At 38.0% G+C, this 17,923-nt stretch carries 16 protein-coding genes, 1 tRNA gene, 1 rRNA gene, 1 other RNA gene and 1 other annotated feature; of the genes, 3 read left to right on the top strand and 16 right to left on the bottom strand.

The features are described from left to right. Positions 1-229: 229 nt before the first annotated feature. From AC1DFT_RS20515 to ffs, 6 genes are all read right to left on the bottom strand, one after another. Positions 230-487 (bottom strand): pro-sigmaK processing inhibitor BofA family protein, encoded by a 258-nt coding sequence (locus AC1DFT_RS20515; RefSeq protein WP_478161477.1) that lies wholly within the window; start codon positions 485-487, stop codon positions 230-232. 62 nt (positions 488-549) lie between these two features. Then, positions 550-762, bottom strand: coding sequence for a YaaL family protein (locus tag AC1DFT_RS20510; protein ID WP_478161475.1), 213 nt, complete (start codon positions 760-762; stop codon positions 550-552). Positions 763-780: 18 nt separating this feature from the next. Continuing rightward, positions 781-1,377 (bottom strand): recombination mediator RecR, encoded by a 597-nt coding sequence (gene recR / locus AC1DFT_RS20505; RefSeq protein ID WP_478161473.1) that lies wholly within the window; start codon positions 1,375-1,377, stop codon positions 781-783. 11 nt (positions 1,378-1,388) lie between these two features. Then, entirely contained in the window at positions 1,389-1,709 is a 321-nt protein-coding gene (locus AC1DFT_RS20500) for a YbaB/EbfC family nucleoid-associated protein (RefSeq protein ID WP_478161471.1), read from the bottom strand. A gap of 14 nt (positions 1,710-1,723) precedes the next feature. Continuing rightward, a complete protein-coding gene (gene dnaX, locus AC1DFT_RS20495) occupies positions 1,724-3,472 on the bottom strand; it encodes a DNA polymerase III subunit gamma/tau (protein WP_478161469.1) in 1,749 nt (582 codons plus the stop codon). A 1,179-nt stretch (positions 3,473-4,651) separates the two neighbouring features. Next, positions 4,652-4,919: signal recognition particle sRNA large type (gene ffs, locus AC1DFT_RS20490), an RNA gene on the bottom strand. 166 nt (positions 4,920-5,085) lie between these two features. Here ffs and AC1DFT_RS20485 point away from each other — a divergent pair. Further along, positions 5,086-5,178, top strand: a tRNA-Ser gene (locus tag AC1DFT_RS20485). Between the two features lie 141 nt (positions 5,179-5,319). Here the strand turns inward: AC1DFT_RS20485 and AC1DFT_RS20480 are convergent. The 3 genes from AC1DFT_RS20480 to AC1DFT_RS20470 all read right to left on the bottom strand — a co-directional run bounded on the left by AC1DFT_RS20480 (position 5,320) and on the right by AC1DFT_RS20470 (position 7,866). Then, positions 5,320-5,988: a deoxynucleoside kinase gene (locus AC1DFT_RS20480; RefSeq protein ID WP_478161467.1), complete on the bottom strand. Its 669-nt coding sequence runs from the start codon at positions 5,986-5,988 to the stop codon at positions 5,320-5,322. 2 nt (positions 5,989-5,990) lie between these two features. Beyond that, positions 5,991-6,623, bottom strand: coding sequence for a deoxynucleoside kinase (locus AC1DFT_RS20475; RefSeq protein WP_478161465.1), 633 nt, complete (start codon positions 6,621-6,623; stop codon positions 5,991-5,993). 106 nt (positions 6,624-6,729) lie between these two features. Further along, positions 6,730-7,866 carry a glycosyl hydrolase family 18 protein gene (locus AC1DFT_RS20470; RefSeq protein ID WP_478161463.1) on the bottom strand — a complete coding sequence of 379 codons (1,137 nt, stop codon included), beginning with the start codon at positions 7,864-7,866 and terminating at the stop codon, positions 6,730-6,732. 91 nt (positions 7,867-7,957) lie between these two features. Between AC1DFT_RS20470 and tadA the strand changes: the two genes are divergently transcribed. Next, entirely contained in the window at positions 7,958-8,413 is a 456-nt protein-coding gene (gene tadA / locus AC1DFT_RS20465) for a tRNA adenosine(34) deaminase TadA (RefSeq protein WP_478161481.1), read from the top strand. 20 nt (positions 8,414-8,433) lie between these two features. Here the strand turns inward: tadA and serS are convergent, their stop codons facing one another. The 3 genes from serS to pdxS form a co-directional block, all read right to left on the bottom strand. Beyond that, on the bottom strand, positions 8,434-9,708 hold the full coding sequence (serS, locus tag AC1DFT_RS20460; protein ID WP_478161461.1) for a serine--tRNA ligase: 1,275 nt from the start codon (positions 9,706-9,708) through the stop codon (positions 8,434-8,436). 56 nt (positions 9,709-9,764) lie between these two features. Continuing rightward, positions 9,765-9,979: a binding site (T-box leader), on the bottom strand. A gap of 23 nt (positions 9,980-10,002) precedes the next feature. Further along, positions 10,003-10,596 (bottom strand): pyridoxal 5'-phosphate synthase glutaminase subunit PdxT, encoded by a 594-nt coding sequence (gene pdxT, locus AC1DFT_RS20455; RefSeq protein ID WP_478161459.1) that lies wholly within the window; start codon positions 10,594-10,596, stop codon positions 10,003-10,005. Positions 10,597-10,598: 2 nt separating this feature from the next. Beyond that, the gene (gene pdxS, locus AC1DFT_RS20450) at positions 10,599-11,483 is read right to left on the bottom strand and encodes a pyridoxal 5'-phosphate synthase lyase subunit PdxS (protein WP_478161479.1); all 885 of its coding nucleotides are present in this window, start codon (positions 11,481-11,483) and stop codon (positions 10,599-10,601) included. Positions 11,484-11,593: 110 nt separating this feature from the next. On the opposite strand from pdxS, the gene pdxR reads away from it, so the two are divergent. Further along, entirely contained in the window at positions 11,594-13,006 is a 1,413-nt protein-coding gene (pdxR, locus tag AC1DFT_RS20445; RefSeq protein ID WP_478161457.1) for a MocR-like pyridoxine biosynthesis transcription factor PdxR, read from the top strand. Between the two features lie 1,116 nt (positions 13,007-14,122). Here pdxR and AC1DFT_RS20440 read toward each other — a convergent pair. From AC1DFT_RS20440 to rrf, 4 genes are all read right to left on the bottom strand, one after another. Further along, positions 14,123-15,457, bottom strand: a complete 1,335-nt coding sequence (locus tag AC1DFT_RS20440) for a serine hydrolase (protein WP_478161455.1) — start codon at positions 15,455-15,457, stop codon at positions 14,123-14,125. A 143-nt stretch (positions 15,458-15,600) separates the two neighbouring features. Then, positions 15,601-17,067 carry an IMP dehydrogenase gene (gene guaB, locus AC1DFT_RS20435; protein WP_478161453.1) on the bottom strand — a complete coding sequence of 489 codons (1,467 nt, stop codon included), beginning with the start codon at positions 17,065-17,067 and terminating at the stop codon, positions 15,601-15,603. 77 nt (positions 17,068-17,144) lie between these two features. Further along, the gene (locus AC1DFT_RS20430; RefSeq protein WP_478161451.1) at positions 17,145-17,645 is read right to left on the bottom strand and encodes a glutathione peroxidase; all 501 of its coding nucleotides are present in this window, start codon (positions 17,643-17,645) and stop codon (positions 17,145-17,147) included. 149 nt (positions 17,646-17,794) lie between these two features. Beyond that, a 5S ribosomal RNA gene (gene rrf / locus AC1DFT_RS20425) occupies positions 17,795-17,910 on the bottom strand. Between the last annotated feature and the right edge of the window lie 13 nt (positions 17,911-17,923).

Genomic DNA, 17,923 nt, shown 5'->3' with positions numbered 1-17,923 from the left:
TAATAGAGAACTTAAAAAGCTCATGTTGTTTTGCTGGCATCATCATTAAATGATGTCAAAATTGTTTTGCTATCAAGTTAACCGAAGTTAATCTTTCAAGCTATATTTCTTAACGTTTTGCATGTTCAGTTTTCAATGTTCATGTTGTCTGCCGTTTTGTTTACCTCTTGGCGACTTCTACAATATTACTCTCTTCATCCGAATAAGTCAACACTTTTTACAAAGTTTTTTAAAGTAATATAGAAATAGCTACTACAGAAGCTACTCCAGGTACTCCTAAGATCGCTACTACAGCACCCGTGAACAGGTTTATAGGTATTGTATAACCAGCTAAACCTAAAAGTAAATGCACGCCAAATAATAATAGAACAGAAAAACCTAAGCGAAATAAAAAAATGGATATTGCTTCTATTACACCCGAAAAAGACTTTCTAAACAAAAGAAGCAATAGTAATACTAGCGAACCCCCAATGATAATTAACTTCATGAATATCATCCTCTCATAAAATAACTATCTATTACTGTATGAAGCTAGTACTACTATTATACTTATTTTAACACTACGTTTCGGATCTTCGCCTCTTTATATAAATAGAAGTGAATACTCTCTGCGATTTTTCTTTTCGCCATTGTCTCTAAATCATAGTCATTCAAATAATCTTCTATCAATTGGGCTTGTTGCCAATCTTCTTTTGTTTCTCTCATTAATTTTACAAATTGCTGATCAAACTCTTTTTTTAACTTTGCTCGTTGAAAAAACATCGTACTACAGCATCCCCCTTACAGCTCTCGACGACCTTCTAATGCTTTGGATAAAGTTACTTCATCCGCATACTCTAAATCTCCGCCGACAGGTAAACCATGTGCAATTCTCGTTGTCTTAATACCAGAAGGCTTCACGAGACGAGAAATGTACATCGCTGTCGCTTCTCCTTCTATTGTAGGGTTAGTTGCTAAAATCAATTCTTGCACTTGTGTATCCTGTAATCTCTTTAAAAGAGAAGGTACATTAATATCTTCTGGACCAATTCCATCCATTGGAGATATAGCACCATGCAGCACATGATATAAACCATTATAGTCTCTCATTTTCTCCATTGCTATGACATCCTTTGTATCTTGCACGACACAAATCATAGACAAGTCGCGCTGCCCGTCTTGACAGATATGACAAGGATCAATATCCGTAATATGCCCACAAATCGAGCAATACGTTAAGTTTCGTTTAGCATCAACTAATGCCTTAGCAAAGTCTAAAACAGTGTCTTCTTTCATTGTTAACACAAAAAATGCCAGACKGGCCGCTGTTTTCGGCCCAATTCCCGGCAATTTCATAAAACTATCTATTAGTTTTGATATTGGTTCAGGATAATGCATCTTTTTTCCTCCTAGAACATACCAGGCAGGTTCAATCCTTTCGTGAATTGCCCCATCGTGGAGTTCGCTGTTTCTTCTGCTTTTTTCATCGCTTCATTCGTTGCAATAACGATTAAGTCTTGAAGCATTTCGATATCTTCCGGGTCTACAACAGTTGGATCTAGTTCTACTTCTAGTACTTCTTTATGTCCAGAAACAACGACTTTTACCATTCCACCGCCTGCTACAGCTTCGAAACGTTGTGTTCCCAGTTGTTCTTGAGCCTCAGCCATCTGTTTTTGCATTTTTTGCATTTGTTTCATCATACCTTGCATATTTCCCATTCCACGCATAATTAATTTCCTCCTTAGTTATCCTGTACTTCTACAAATTCTTTTCCAAATAATTTTTCTGCTTCTACAATTAAAGGATCTTCTGAAATTTCTTCCATTCCTTGTAGAAGTTCCATTGCTTCTGTCTGCCCAGAAGAAGTATCTTCTGTACTTCCTACATTCCCTTGTTTTAGACCATTTTGTCTTATAAAGTCTTCTCTAATTTTCAACCAGTTTTCTTCTGGTACATATACAACTTCATACATTGTACCAGTTAAGTTTGCAATTAACTGCGGAAATGAAGAAGAAAAGGTTTTGTTCTCCATGGCCATTTGACAGTGAATATCATATTTAAATTTTAACACAAATGCACTAGAAGATGCTGCTACTGGTTCAGCATCATTTAATAATGCGGCATGTGATTTTTGAAGTTGTTGCAAAATAGTAGCCCAGTTAGATTTGATTGTCTGAATATCTGTCTTAGTTGCTGTTTTTAATATTTCTTGTATACGACCACTTGATACTTTTACGCCGCTATTTGACTTTTGTCTTTGTCTTTTTGGTTGCTCTTGTACCCCAGCATTTGCTTGTGGTATTATTCCTTGGCTAATTTGTTGTTGCAGCTGATGTAGCTGATTTTCAAGTGTTTTTACTTTCATTTCTAGTTCTGAATTACTTTGGGTAGTTGCCACGTTCTCTCTTGGTACTTGCGCTAAACGAATAATTGCAGTCTCTAGATATACTTTTGCATGATTAGAAAAACGCATTTCCTGTTGAGTATTCGTTAATATAGAGATACTTTTAAATAAGGTATCTTCCGCAAATTTAGCGGCCAACTCCGCAAATGTAGAGTCTCCTGTTGCTATTTCTAATAGCTCGGTTTGTTCTGGTGCAACAAGCAATACAAGTAAATCACGATAAAAGGTGATAAAGTCCTCTGTTAATCGAACAGGGTCCTTTCCATCCTCTATTAACTGTTCTACACAACTTAGTGCTTTTGCGACATCCTTTTCAATTAACGCTTCTGCTAGTTGAAAGAATACGTCCTGCCCAATAGACCCAGTTACTAATAATGCATCTTCTAGCGTCATTTTCTCCCCACTAAACGATACTACTTGATCAAGCATGCTTAGTGCATCCCGCATTCCGCCAGCTGCAGCTTGTGCGATAATCTTTAACACATTTTCATCGTATTCAATATTAGCGTCGGTTAATACCTCTTTCATTCGTGAAACGATATCGGATGAAGTAATTCGTTTAAAATCAAATCGCTGACATCTTGATATAATCGTTAATGGAATTTTATGAGGTTCAGTCGTTGCTAATATAAATACAGCATGCGCTGGTGGTTCTTCTAATGTTTTTAATAAAGCATTAAATGCACTAGTAGACAGCATATGCACTTCATCAATAATATACACTTTGTAACGGGCATTCGAAGGGGCAAAGCGAACCTTTTCAATAATTTCCCGCATTTCCTCTACACGAGAGTTAGAAGCCGCATCGAACTCAATCACATCTGTATTAGACCCTTCTGTAATACTTTTACACGTTTCACAAGTATTACATGGTTCTTTCGCCGGTCCATTTTCACAGTTTAAAGCTTTGGCAAATATTTTTGCCGCACTTGTTTTTCCTGTCCCTCGCGGACCGGAGAATAAATACGCATGTGTTGTTTTATTGTAAAGGAGGGCATTTTGAAGAGTTTGCTTAATATGTGATTGCCCAGACATTTCTGCAAATGACTGAGGCCTATAAGCGCGGTAAAAAGCTTGATACGACAACAAATCCCCCTCCTTCTAATGTTTAAGTAGATAATGACTCTATTATACCATAAAGCAGTTGTTACTTCGCCTATTAATGTGGGGAAAAATTCGATTAAAACGAAAACCATAAATACTCTTTATGTAAATAAAGGGTGCAGTATAGGGAAACTGCGACGTAAAGTGTCCGCTGTGATTTTCGCTGCAGGGCGAACGCTTTCCGTGGGGTGAGTGATGAGCCTTCACCGCCGCTTGCGCGTACGTTGTGAAGTCTCATCTTACTCACTTGGTCCCACTGGAGTCGTCGCCTGCAGCAAAAATCAATGGACAGCAAAAATCAATGGAAATTTCTTGCTTACTCAATATCAACTTGCTAAAAACAAAATTTTATACAGTTTATGGAATGTTTTCATCCAGTAAATGGCTTAGAGCAACTAATTGGTCATTGAAAGCAACCAGTTCTAGTCTGAGAGCAACWAAATCAGCRCGRGAGCAACCAACTTACCGGTGAAAGCAACCAACTTCTTAAAATAACAAGTTAACTTGTAGTGAGACAATAAATACTGAGATGCGTCATAGCGATAATGCATCGTAAATTGCTTACCTATCAGTGTCGACCCGCTAATAAACTAAATTTTATCCAGTTTTTCAATTGCATGTTTCCAGTAAATGGATTGTGACAACCAGGCGGACAATGAAAGCAATCAATTCTAATCCAAAAGCAACTAAATCAGCACGAGTGCAACCAAATTACCCGTGAAAGCAACCAATTCTTAAAATAGCAAGTTGACTTGGATTGAGACGACGATGATTTCGACATATTATAGGAATAATATGTCTTAAAGCACCCCGAATTCACCTGGCTGGTCTTCTTTCTATACAGAAGACCACTATTGTCGCGTTCAACCATTTATTGTAAATATCGGAGCTCAATAAGATAGTTTTTCCCATGGATTTTCGCTGTAGGCGTCGACTCCTGCCGGATGAGTGGGCTAATGAGACATCCCAACGTACGCCTGAGGGCGGCGGGGATGGCTCATCGCTCACCCGGCGGAAAGCGTACGACTGCAGCGAAAATCACAGTGGTCACTACGTCGCAGTATCCCTAAATAGTGTCATACCATCTGCTTCATTATTTCTTAGAACACAAAAAAACTCATTCGTCGAATAGACAAATGAGTTGATGAGTTGAATTTAATGCCGTGCACCTTCCTTCGCTTGAAACACATAAGCGGCACCCTTGTCGTTAACTCGGCTTAGGCTGCCCCGCGGCACATGAGAAAGCACCACTTAATGCTGCTTCCTTCCGGACCTGACATGGTTCATGGGCACTCATTGCGCAGGACCCAAACGTCAACATCACGTGCAAGTACCAGACCCTACATGTATTCAACCTCAGAGAAGGAGTTCAGTCTCGCTAGAGCGGATTGCGAGTTACAAGACACCGCTACCTTCCCACCTAGCACGGCATTTACTAGTATACTTTTTTTAGAAAGAAAAATCAACGAAAACAAACTATTATGTTCAAACTCCTAAAAAATTACACCTTGAATGCCTAATCAAATTTTCCTTAAAAAAATAATGAAATATGTTGACTTTGTTTTTCAACCATGATAAATTAGTTCTTGTACTTCGGAGGAATACCCAAGTCTGGCTGAAGGGATCGGTCTTGAAAACCGACAGGCGGGTCATACCGCGCGGGGGTTCGAATCCCTCTTCCTCCTCCATTTTAAATACACACACGCATAAAATTGAGATTGAATTCGTTGCATTGGTAACGAATTTTTCTTTCGGATTATTATTCAGAAAATTAAATATTTTACACATATATTAAAACCTCCCACCTATAATTGGCGGGAGGTTTTATATTATTTCCGCAATATCGCAGTTTGTTCTATAAAGTGACCAATTCTTTCTATGATCATTTCTACATTTTCTGGATTTTGTACGATGTCGTAGTCATTTATATTTAAACGAAGCACTGGACAACCATTAAAAGAGTCAATCCATTTCTCATAACGCCCGTGCATTTCTTCCCAATAAGCAATAGGTGTTTGCTGCTCCATCGGACGTCCTCGATCATGAATACGATCGATAATATTATCTAAAGTCCCTTCTAAGTAAATCAATAAATCAGGGTGTGGAAAATAAGGTGTCATGACCATCGCTTCAAATAAGCTTGTATAGGTTTCGTGATCTACTGGATCCATCGTTCCTTTTTCTTTATGCATTTGAGCAAATATGCCGGTGTCTTCGTAAATGGAACGGTCTTGGATAAATCCTCCTCCATACTCAAACATTCTTTTTTGTTCTTTAAAGCGCTCTGCTAAAAAGTAAATTTGTAAATGAAAACTCCATTTTGAAAAATCTTCATAAAACCGATCTAAATATGGATTCGCATCTACTTTCTCAAATGAAGTTTTAAAATGAAGTGCATCCGCAAGTGCTTTAGTCATCGTAGATTTTCCTACACCAACAGTTCCTGCAATTGTAATAACTGCATTAGATGGGATGCCATACTTCTCTCTTAAATTCATACTTATAAACTCCTTCTATGCAATGTTGCATCTACTTGATCTAATATTGTTTGTAAGTCTTGTCCATTTTGAACAAAATCTATTTTGTCTCCGTCTAGTCTTAGAACCGGAATATTGGGATGTTTTTTTTCAAAGTGATTGATAAACATCCGATAATCTGAAGAAAGTTGCTGTAAATAATCTGGGCTTATCTTTTTTTCAAAGTCCCTTCCGCGCATATCGATACGATTAAGAAGAACGTCTAAACTTGCATCCAGATAAATAACCATATTGGGAACTGGCATATCTTTCGTTAAAATTTGATAAATAGATTCATACTTTTCATATTCTACTTCATTTAACGAGCGTTTAGCGAAAATTAGATTTTTAAAAATATGATAATCCGCTATTACTCCTTTATCTTTCGATAAATACTTCTTGTCTATATCACTTAATTGCTTATAACGATTACATAAAAAAAACATTTCCGTTTGGAAACTCCACTCGGCAATATCGTCATAAAACTTATTTAAAAAAGGATTTTCATCCACAATTTCTTTTAACAATTCAAATTGATACGTTTGTGCAATTATCTTCGCTAACGAGGTTTTCCCAACACCTATGGGGCCTTCTACCGTAATAAATGGAATGGACATATTTTTACCCTCACTCTAATATTTCAAATCGTGCCCTTTATTTTAACATAGCTCTATCATAAAAAATAGAACCTAGTTGCCTTTCCAAAAGAAAGACAACTAGGTTCTATTTTTTATTCATCCGAAACATTTCCTGTAGTAAATACCAATTTTGCGGGAAATCAAAGCCGCTATGCCAATAAGCTATTCCTAATAACTTTAACTCTTTCAGCAGTTTAAACTTTGCTTCAATGGACCTTGCATCCTCAAACCAAACCTCATGTTCTTTTCCATCTAACCAATAATGGAAAAATGGTGCTTGCACAACATTATCATATTCGATTGCTGCATTCCGGTTTTTCGCTAATTGAATCGCTTGTTGAGGACTCAATGCTTTAGCAATTGGATTTCCTTGTTTATACGGTAATGTCCAGTCATATCCATATAGATTTTGGCCCATCATCACTTTACCTGGGTCAATTTCTGTTACAGCATATTCCAATACTTTTCGGACCGGACCGATTGGAGATACTGCCATAGGTGGACCTCCACTATAACCCCATTCATAGGTCATAATGACAACAAAATCGGCCACTTCGCCAATCCCTTTATAATCGAATCCGCCGTACCATTTACCATTTTGATCGGCACTTGTTTTTGGAGCAAGTGTTGCGGAAATTGCATACCCTTTAGCAAAATCCTTAAATTCTTTTAAGAAATTTACGTAATTTTCCCTGTCAGCTCTATCTATATATTCAAAGTCGATATGAATATGTTTTGTGCCTCTTTTTATCGCTTCTGCAACTGTTTGTGCAAATACATTATGCTTCACGGTTTCATTAGTGAAAACAGTATGTGCTAATGTATCACTGAATGCATAGTTTTCAATATTGACGAGTACAATAACTGTTTCTACTCGGTGCGTTTGCGCAACTTCGGATAATCTTCCCCAATCCATAGAAGTTAAGGAACCGTCTCTCTTTACCTCATACGCAAATGGCATCATATACGTTAATTGATCTGCATTTTTTTCTACCTGATTAATGACATTTGCTGATGGCACTTCTGTATACCATTCTACGTATAAATTTGTTTCAATCATCGGTCGATCTGGACTAGGGGTTGATGGCAAAACAAGTGCCTGGCCAACGACTAACACATCGGGATCCGGGAGTTCGTTTATAGAGGCAAGGGTAGCAATATTTGTACCAAAACGTTTCGCAATTGCATATAAACTGTCTCCTTGTTTCACTATATAAATCAATCGCTCACTCCTTCCACATACAATATGCAGAACATAAATGAAACATGCTACACTATGCATGAGGGGTTGATTTTAATTGGATGAACATTACATGAATTTAGCAATAGAAGAAGCCAAAAAAGCAGCAGCTATTGGAGAAGTACCAATCGGAGCAATTATCGTATATAAGGATGAAGTAATTGCGAAAGCCTACAATTTAAGAGAGACGACTCAAAATGCCACCACCCATGCAGAGTTATTAGCAATTCAAGAAGCATGCGCAAAAATTGGTAGCTGGCGATTAGAAGAAACGACTTTATATGTAACACTAGAGCCTTGTCCTATGTGCGCAGGAGCTATTTTACAATCCCGTATTCCACGTGTTGTCTATGGGGCTAGAGATGCAAAAGCAGGTTGTGTAGATTCCTTATACCGACTTTTAAATGACGATAGATTCAATCATATATGTGAAGTGACAGATGGTGTTCTGGCAGAAGAATGTGGTAGCCTACTTACTCAATTTTTTCGGAATCTCCGAGCACAAAAAAAGAACCAGAAACGCCTATAACATCTCTGGTTCTTTCCGTCTTATTTAATGACTGTTTTACCGCCCATATATGGTACTAAAACTTCTGGAACAACTACTGTTCCATCAGCTTGTTGATAATTTTCTAAAATGGCAGCTACTGTACGTCCTAGTGCAAGTCCACTTCCGTTCAATGTGTGTACGTATTCAGGTTTAGCACCAGCTTCTCTTCTAAAGCGAATACCAGAACGACGAGCTTGGAAATCCTCGAAGTTACTGCAAGAAGAAATTTCCTTGTACTCACCATAACTTGGCAACCAAACTTCTAAATCATATTTTTTCGCAGCAGTAAATCCTAAATCTGCCGTACACATATGAAGCACTCGATATGGTAGACCTAATAATTGCAACACTTTTTCAGCATGACCTGTTAGTAGCTCCAATTGTTCATAAGACTCTTCTGGTCTCACAAAACGAACAAGTTCTACTTTATTGAATTGATGCTGACGTATTAAACCTCTTGTATCACGTCCTGCAGATCCTGCCTCTGAACGGAAACAAGCACTAAAAGCAGTGAATGCTTGTGGTAACGCTGCTCCGTCTAAAATTTCATCCCGATAAAAATTCGTTACTGGAACTTCTGCCGTTGGGATTAAGAAATAATCCTCTTCATTTATTAAAAATGCATCTTCTTCAAACTTCGGAAGCTGACCAGTTCCTGTTAAGCTTGCACGGTTAGCTAAGTATGGAGGAAGCATTTCTTCATAGCCATGCTCTTCTGCATGTAGATCCATCATAAAGTTTATTAATGCCCGCTCTAGTCTTGCTCCTAAACCAAGATAAAATGCAAAACGACTTCCCGTAACTTTTGCAGCACGTTCAAAATCGACTATTTTTAAATCAGTTGCAATATCCCAGTGTGCTTTCGTTTCAAATTCAAATGAAGGTACTTCTCCCCATGTACGAATTTCTACATTATCGTCTTCTGAATCACCAATAGGCACACTATCATGTGGAATATTTGGGATGCGCATCATCATGTGTTCGAACTTTTCTTCCACTTCACGTAATTCGTCATCCAATACTTTAATCTCATCGCCAACTTCACGCATACGAGCAATAATATCATCGGCATTTTCTTTATTACGTTTCATCTCTGAAATTTTTTGAGAGAATTCATTTCGTTCCGCTTTTAGCACTTCTGTTTTAGCAATTAGCTCTCTTCGCTTTTGATCTAACGGTTGGAATTGATCAAATTCAGAAATTTCTTCCCCACGTTTTGCTAGTTTCGCTTTTACTGTTTCATAATTTTCTCGTACAAATTTCACATCTAACATGTATAATTCCTCCTAGTTTTTAATAAAAAAACGACAAAAAAGCCCTCATCCCATATAAAAGGGACGAGAGCATACCCGCGTTGCCACCCTGATTGACTTGACTATATGTCAAATCCACTTGTAAAATAACGGCTTTTCAACCGGAAACGACTTACTAAAATTCAGCCGTTCAACTCAAAGGACGGATTCACAAGTGTTCATATCAGCTCACACCAACCGCTGACTCTCTAGAAGAAACGTGCTTGTTACTACTTCCTATCATCGTTTTTTAATCATTAAATTACTTTCACTTTACTATACAGATACTTTTTTGGCAAGCGATTCCTTTACCATTTCCGTAAAATAGGAAGTAATACGATGATCCGTCGTTAACTCTGGATGAAAAGAGCATCCTAGTAAGTGTCCTTGTCTAACCATAACTATTTTGTCTTCATGTGTAGCAAGTATTTCTACATCTGACCCTACTTCCGCAATATGCGGAGCTCTTATAAAAACAGCAGGAAAATCAGTTGCGATGCCACTTACTTCAAGTTGCGTTTCAAAACTATCTACTTGGCGACCAAAAGAATTACGCTCCACTGTAGCATTTAACACACCAATATGAGCAAAATCATATCCTATTATTTTTTTAGCCAGCAATATAAGTCCTGCGCAAGTACCAAACATAGGCTTTCCTGCTTCCGCAAATTCGATAAGAGGTGTAAGCATCCCATAACGGTCAATTAAACTACGCATAGCAGTGCTTTCTCCTCCTGGTAAAATTAAACCATCCACTAGAGTCAAATCGTCCGTGCTTTTTACGATTATAGCTTCTGCTCCACACATTTCAATAGAATGAATATGCTCACTAACTGCTCCCTGAAGAGCTAAAACTCCTATTTTAACCATTATTACCACCCTCTATCTTGCATACGATCTTGTACAGCTAAACGAGAAATTTCGATTCCCTTCATTGGATTCCCTAAGTCTTTAGAAATTTCTACGAGTAAGTTATAGTCTTGGTAATGAGTCGTCGCTTCTACAATAGCACGTGCAAATTTCTCTGGATTTTCTGATTTGAAAATACCTGATCCAACAAATACACCATCTGCCCCAAGCTCCATCATTAAAGCAGCATCAGCTGGTGTCGCCACTCCACCTGCTGCGAAGTTTACAACTGGCAATTTACCATTATGTTTAATTTGTAATAACACTTCATACGGTGCTCCTAAAATTTTTGCTTCTGTCATCAGCTCATCTTCGTTCATATGAACAATTTTGCGAACTTGTGCGTTCACTTTACGTAAATGACGGACAGCTTCTACAATATTCCCTGTTCCTGGCTCGCCTTTCGTACGAAGCATGGAAGCCCCTTCCCCAATACGACGAGCTGCTTCCCCTAAATCTTTACATCCACATACGAATGGTACTGTAAATTCACTTTTACGTAAGTGATACTCTTCATCTGCAGGTGTTAATACTTCGGATTCATCAATATAATCGACACCCATTGCTTCTAGAATACGTGCTTCTGTAATATGCCCAATACGAGCTTTCGCCATTACTGGAATAGTTACTGCACCCATAACGTCTTCCATAATGCGCGGATCAGCCATACGAGCAACCCCTCCTGCTGCACGAATATCTGAAGGTACACGTTCTAACGCCATGACTGCGACAGCACCTGCTGCTTCTGCAATTTTCGCTTGCTCTGCATTGATAACGTCCATAATAACGCCACCTTTTTGCATTTCTGCCATTCCACGTTTCACTCTATCTGTACCTGTTTGATTGATTGTCATATTATTTTCCCCTCCAAATTGTTATAATGTTTAGTATAATAAAATATGACCTTTTGAAAAGTATCAGAAATGAATAAATTAGAGTGGTCAGATTGGAGACAATAATGGATTTTCTCATGTTTCAACTGGAAACAGACTCACTAATCCCTCTATATGAACAGCTTTATACAGAAATAAAACAAGCAATTATTAATGGAACAATTGAAGAAGGTGAAAAACTTCCTTCGAAAAGAAAATTGGCAGAGTATTTATCGGTGAGCCAAACGACGGTTGAATTTGCATATAGTCAATTAGTTGCGGAAGGTTTTATCTCCTCGGAACCAAGAAGAGGCTTTTACGTACAAAACCTGGCAGAGTTAGCTTTGATTGAGCAACAAACAACAATTAATGTTCAAGATGAACGGACGTCGGCCACTTATTCTATTGATTTTTCACCTGGGAAGATTGATACAGATTCTTTTCCTTTTAGCATTTGGAGAAAATGTTCCAAGGAAGTCATTAGCGAGTCAAATAAAGAACTTCTTTTACTCGGACATCCACAAGGCGACTATACGCTAAGACAACAAATTTGCAATTATTTATACCAATCTAGGGGCGTTAGATGCACAGCAGAACAAATTATTCTTGGATCTGGAACAGAGCAACTTATGCCGTTAATCATTCGTTTACTTGGGGAAAAAGCCATTTACGGAATTGAAAATCCCGGTTACCCACTTACCCATCACTTACTTATAGATGACAGGGAAAAGATTGTACCAATCTCGGTGGACGATGACGGTATTATCATTTCACAGTTAGAACAATCTAATGCAACCGTAATGTATGTAACACCTTCACATCAGTTTCCAACAGGGGCCGTTCTTTCTGCTACTCGCAGAACCCAACTGCTTTCCTGGGCTTACCAAACAGACAATCGGTATATTATAGAAGACGACTATGATAGTGAGTTTAGGTACACAGGCAGACCAATTCCTTCCTTACAATCAATCGATCAGAATGAACGAGTCATTTATTTAAGTACATTTTCGAAGTCATTAATGCCTTCTCTTCGAATAGCATTTGCGGTTTTACCAAAACAACTGATCGTTCAATATAAACAAAAATATTCTTATTATGCTGCTACGGTACCTCGGATGGATCAGCAAATACTTGCCAAGTTCATGGAATCAGGCTATTTTGCAAAACATCTGAATAAAATGCGAAAGATTTATAAACGGAAGCTAGAAATAATAATAAAAACAATGGCTGCCTATGATCCCCTCGTTACTATTTCGGGGGAACAAGCAGGTATGCATCTTCTATTAACCTTTGAATCAATAAAGCCAGAAAGTGAACTTATTGCACATGCAAAACAGGCAGGTATCCGCATATATGGCATACGAGAATATGTTTCTACAAAAGAGAATCCATTTAACAAACCCAAAATTGTATTAGGATTTGGTGGAATCCCGGCTGAATCCCTTGAAACTTCCATTGAACGACTGATGGAAGCTATGGAACTACAAAAATTATCTTGATAAAGATGGTTTTCACAGTATAGAGATACTGCGTGGTAACCGCTAGGATTTCCGCTGCAGGGCGGACGCTTTCCACGGGGTGAGCGTTGAGCCTTCACCGCCGCTTGCGCGTACGTTGCAAAGTCTCATCATGCTCACTTAATCCCGTTGGAGTCGCCGCCCTGCAGCGAAAATCAATGGAAATTGCTAAATTATTGTGATCCCCTATTAACAATAAATGGTTGAACGAGATAATATCCACTGCGAACGCGACAATGAACACCTCGAACGTGACAATAAGATAGCTGAACACGACAAACAAGTCGAGTAGATCCCGGCCAGGCGTGTTCGGCGGGCTTTTAGACATATAATTTCTATAATATGTCGGAATTATAGTTGTTTCACATCAAGTAAAGAGCCATTTTGAGAATTGATTGCTTTCATGAGTAATTTGATTGCTCTCGTGCTGATTTAGTTGCTTTCGTAGTAGAACTGGTTGCTCCCAGTCATCGGTTGGTTGTCCTAAACCATTTACTGGATGCATGCAATGGAAAACTGCGTAAAATTTTGTTTTTTCAACTGGTTTACACTGATAAGTATGTATTTTCCATCGATTTATATTTTACCCATTGGAAATTGCCCGCCCGACAGTGAAAATCTTAGCAGTTAATAGGATGCGCTATTCCAATAAGACGTCTCAATCCTAGTAAACTTGCCATTTTAAGAATTGGTTGCTTTCACAGGTATTTTGGTTTAGTTGCTCTAAGCCATTTACTGGATGAAAACATTCCATAAACTGTATAAAATTTTGTTTTTAGCAAGTTGATATTGAGTAAGCAAGAAATTTCCATTGATTTTTGCTGCAGGCGACGACTCCAGTGGGACCAAGTGAGTAAGATGAGCCATCCCAACGTACGCCAAAGCGGCGGGGATGGCTCATCGCTCGCCCGGCGGAAAGCGTACGACTGTAGCGAAAATCCCAGCGGATACCTCATTCAACTCATTACGTCGCAGTATCCCTAAAAAGTGAGATACCAGTCGTMGTTTAGAGAAAGTAAATGACATATCTAGAATTTTATTACCTCCTGATAAAAAAGCACTGTAAACTCTACGTCAGAGTTTACAGTGCTTTTTTACTTAAAATAATCCACCGATAAAATCAGTTGTACTACCCCACAAATTACCGAAGAATTTCCCGATACCTTGGAACATCAAACTAATCCAGCTAGCTCTTTCCACTGCTTCAGTAGTTACAACGTCCACTTCTGTCGCCTGATCGAGAATATACCCATAGTCTGTTCCTTCCGTTTTTTCCAGATGTACTTTACCTACTACTGTACCTTTTTCAATAGCAGCTTCTAATTTCTTTTTATCTGCTGTAAATACAGGCTTGTACAATTCTTTTTCATTTGTCTTGATAACCATTGAAATTGGATCTTTTACAGCAATGGCTACATTATCTTCTTTTCCTTTTTCAACTGATAATGTTTTATGTTCTGGAATCTTATATCCAGCCGGAACAATTTCTTCTTTAGAAAATTGAGAGAACCCATAGTCAAACAATGCTCTTGTTGCATCAAAACGTGCTTTATAAGAACCCACGCCATTGGCATCTACTGCTTTCATAACAACTGCAATTACACGCATACCGTTTCTTGTAGCTGTCCCAGTAAAGGAATGTCCTGCAAATTCTGTCGTACCTGTTTTTAAACCATCAACGCCTTCGTATTCAAAAACTAAACCTGGTAACATCCAATTCCAGTTACTCATTTCAATCGCGTCAGATGTCCCTTCGCGGAATGTCTTTTTAGGAATTTTTGTCGTTTCTAATACTTCTGGATAGTCTTTCATTAACAAATACGCCAGTTTCGCTACCGATTTAGCTGGCATTATATTTTCATCCGATGCTCCCGTACTTGCTGGGTGCATCCCTTGTAAATCTGCATTATTTAAACCCGAGGAATTGACGAATTTATAACCAACTAAGCCCATTTCTTTTGCTTTTTCATTCATTAATTTAATAAAGTTTTCTTCTGTACCAGCAATTGTTTCTGCGATAGCAATAGTTGCAGCATTAGCTGAATAAATAGCCATTGCTTCATACAATTCTCGAATCGAATAAGTACCATCTTCTCGAAGAGGAACATTACTTAAACTACGATTTTGAGAAATTTTATATGTATATTCTGTTACAGAGTATTGTTGATCCCATGTAATTTTTCCCGACTCAATCGCTTCAAATAATAGATATTCCGTCATCATTTTCGTCATACTAGCAATACCTAAAGATGCATCTGCATTTTTTTCATACAGAATTTTACCTGTTTCAGCGTCGATTAAAATTGCAGCATCGACATTTAAACTTAAATTATCCTCTGCTTTTGTAGCAGTCGGCATTCCAATTATAACTGAAACAAGAAACATCGGAAGTACTAGCCACTTAATCATTGATGTCATCCAAACTTTCTTCACTACTGTACCTCCACTAATAATTTTTCTTCATGCCCATTTTATCATACTTTATCCTTGAGAGGGCTTATCGAATTAAAAAAGCACCCATTCGACCTAGACTATGACGTCGAATGAGTGCAAAAGTTTCGATTTATACGTAAATCTTAAGAAATTGAATAGTTTGGCGCTTCTTTTGTAATTTGTACATCATGTGGGTGACTTTCACGAAGTCCTGCACCAGTCATGCGAATGAACTGTGCATTTTCACGTAATTCTTCTAAAGTTCCAGTTCCGCAGTATCCCATTCCCGCGCGAACACCACCAAGTAATTGGTGGATCGTATCTGAAAGTGGTCCTTTGTATGGTAGACGCCCTTCAATTCCTTCTGGAACTAACTTTTTCGCTTCTTCTTGGAAGTAACGATCTTTAGATCCTTTTTCCATAGCAGCAATTGATCCCATTCCACGATACGTTTTAAAACGTCTTCCTTGGAAGATTTCTGTTTCTCCTGGACTCTCAGTTGTACCAGCAAGTAAACTTCCTAACATGACTACATGTCCACCTGCAGCAAGAGCCTTTACGATATCTCCAGAGTATTTAATTCCTCCGTCTGCAATAATTGTTTTACCTGCTTTACGAGCTTCCGTTGCACAGTCATAAACTGCTGTAATTTGAGGAACCCCAACTCCTGCAACAACACGAGTTGTACAAATGGAACCTGGTCCAATTCCTACTTTAACAACGTCAGCACCAGCTTCAAATAATGCACGGGTTGCTTCACCAGTTGCTACATTTCCAGCAACAATATCTAACTCCGGATATGTTTCTCTAATACTTCTTACTGTATCGATAACTCCTTGAGAATGACCATGTGCAGTATCAATAACAATGACATCTACTTGTGCTTGTACAAGTTTTTCTACACGAAGCATTGTATCCGTCGTTACACCAACAGCTGCTCCTACTAGTAAACGACCAAGATGATCTTTAGCTGCATTCGGGAATTCGATTACTTTTTCAATATCTTTAATCGTGATTAGCCCTTTAAGTATGCCACTTTCATCAACAATTGGTAGTTTTTCAATTTTATATTGTTGTAAAATCTTTTCTGCATCTTCAAGTGTAGTACCAACTGGTGCTGTCACTAACTGCTCTTTTGTCATTACATCATCAATTTTTAATGAATAATCTTGAATAAAGCGTAAATCACGATTTGTAATAATGCCGACTAAAGTTAAATCTTCTTCATTATTAACAATTGGAACACCGGAAATTCTGTATTTCCCCATTAAATGTTCTGCATCGTATACTTGATGAGTTGGTGTTAAGAAGAAAGGATCGGTAATAACGCCATTTTCAGAACGTTTAACTGTTTCAACTTGCTCTGCCTGTTCTTCAATACTCATATTCTTATGAATAATCCCTAATCCACCTTGTCTAGCCATTGCAATTGCCATTTTAGCTTCGGTTACAGTATCCATACCCGCACTAATTACCGGGATATTCAACTTAACTTTTGCAGTAAGTTGTACGGAAAGATTAATATCTTTTGGTAATACCTCTGATTGAGCTGGAACTAACAAAACATCATCAAATGTTAAACCTTCTTTTTGAAATTTAGACTCCCACATTTCTAATTTCCTCCTTCTATAAATGAATATTATTACAAGGTTATCAGCGTGCACGTCTAGTGTCAAGAACACTTAAATTAAACATTAATTCCGACTTTTCTATCAAATATTCTTTGAATATCTTGCTCCATTTTTAAGGGAGCAGTCTGCGGTGCATATCTACCTACTACTTTTCCTTCTTTATCAATTAAAAACTTCGTGAAATTCCACTTGATGTTATTAGATAAAAATCCTTTTTGTTCGGTTGTAAGAAATTGAAATAGTGGATGTATATCTTTCCCTTTAACATCTACTTTTGCAAACATAGGAAAAGTCACGCCATGGTTAAGTTGACAATACTCCAACGTGCTATCAATGTCCTCAAACTCCTGATTGTTAAATTGATTACAAGGAAAGCCCAATATTTCTAGTCCTTTATCGCGATATTTATCATATAGCTTCTGAAGGTCGGTAAACTGTGGCGTAAATCCACAATGACTTGCAGTGTTTACGATTATTAATGGTTTACCCTTGAACTTATCTAAAGATACATCTTCTCCCTTTGTATCCTTAACAGTAAATTCATAAACAGATGTCATTTAAACACTCCCTTATTCGTCTTATCTATACAATATTTCTTTCTTCGTACATGTACAAGCCATTTGATTTCAAATGAAATAAGTAATTTTCTTAAACAATATAAAAAGAAGTCGTTACCGATTAATCGATAACGACTTCTTTTTTTGGTGCCCAGCGACGTCCTACTCTCACAGGGGGAAACCCCCAACTACCATCGGCGCAAAAGAGCTTAACTTCCGTGTTCGGTATGGGAACGGGTGTGACCTCTTTGCCATCATCACTAGACGATGAGTGCTTG

It is taken from the genome of Psychrobacillus sp. 05T411 (assembly GCF_056396485.1).
Note: the sequence above shows the minus strand (reverse complement) of the source record. Positions and strands in the feature narration are given on the sequence as shown.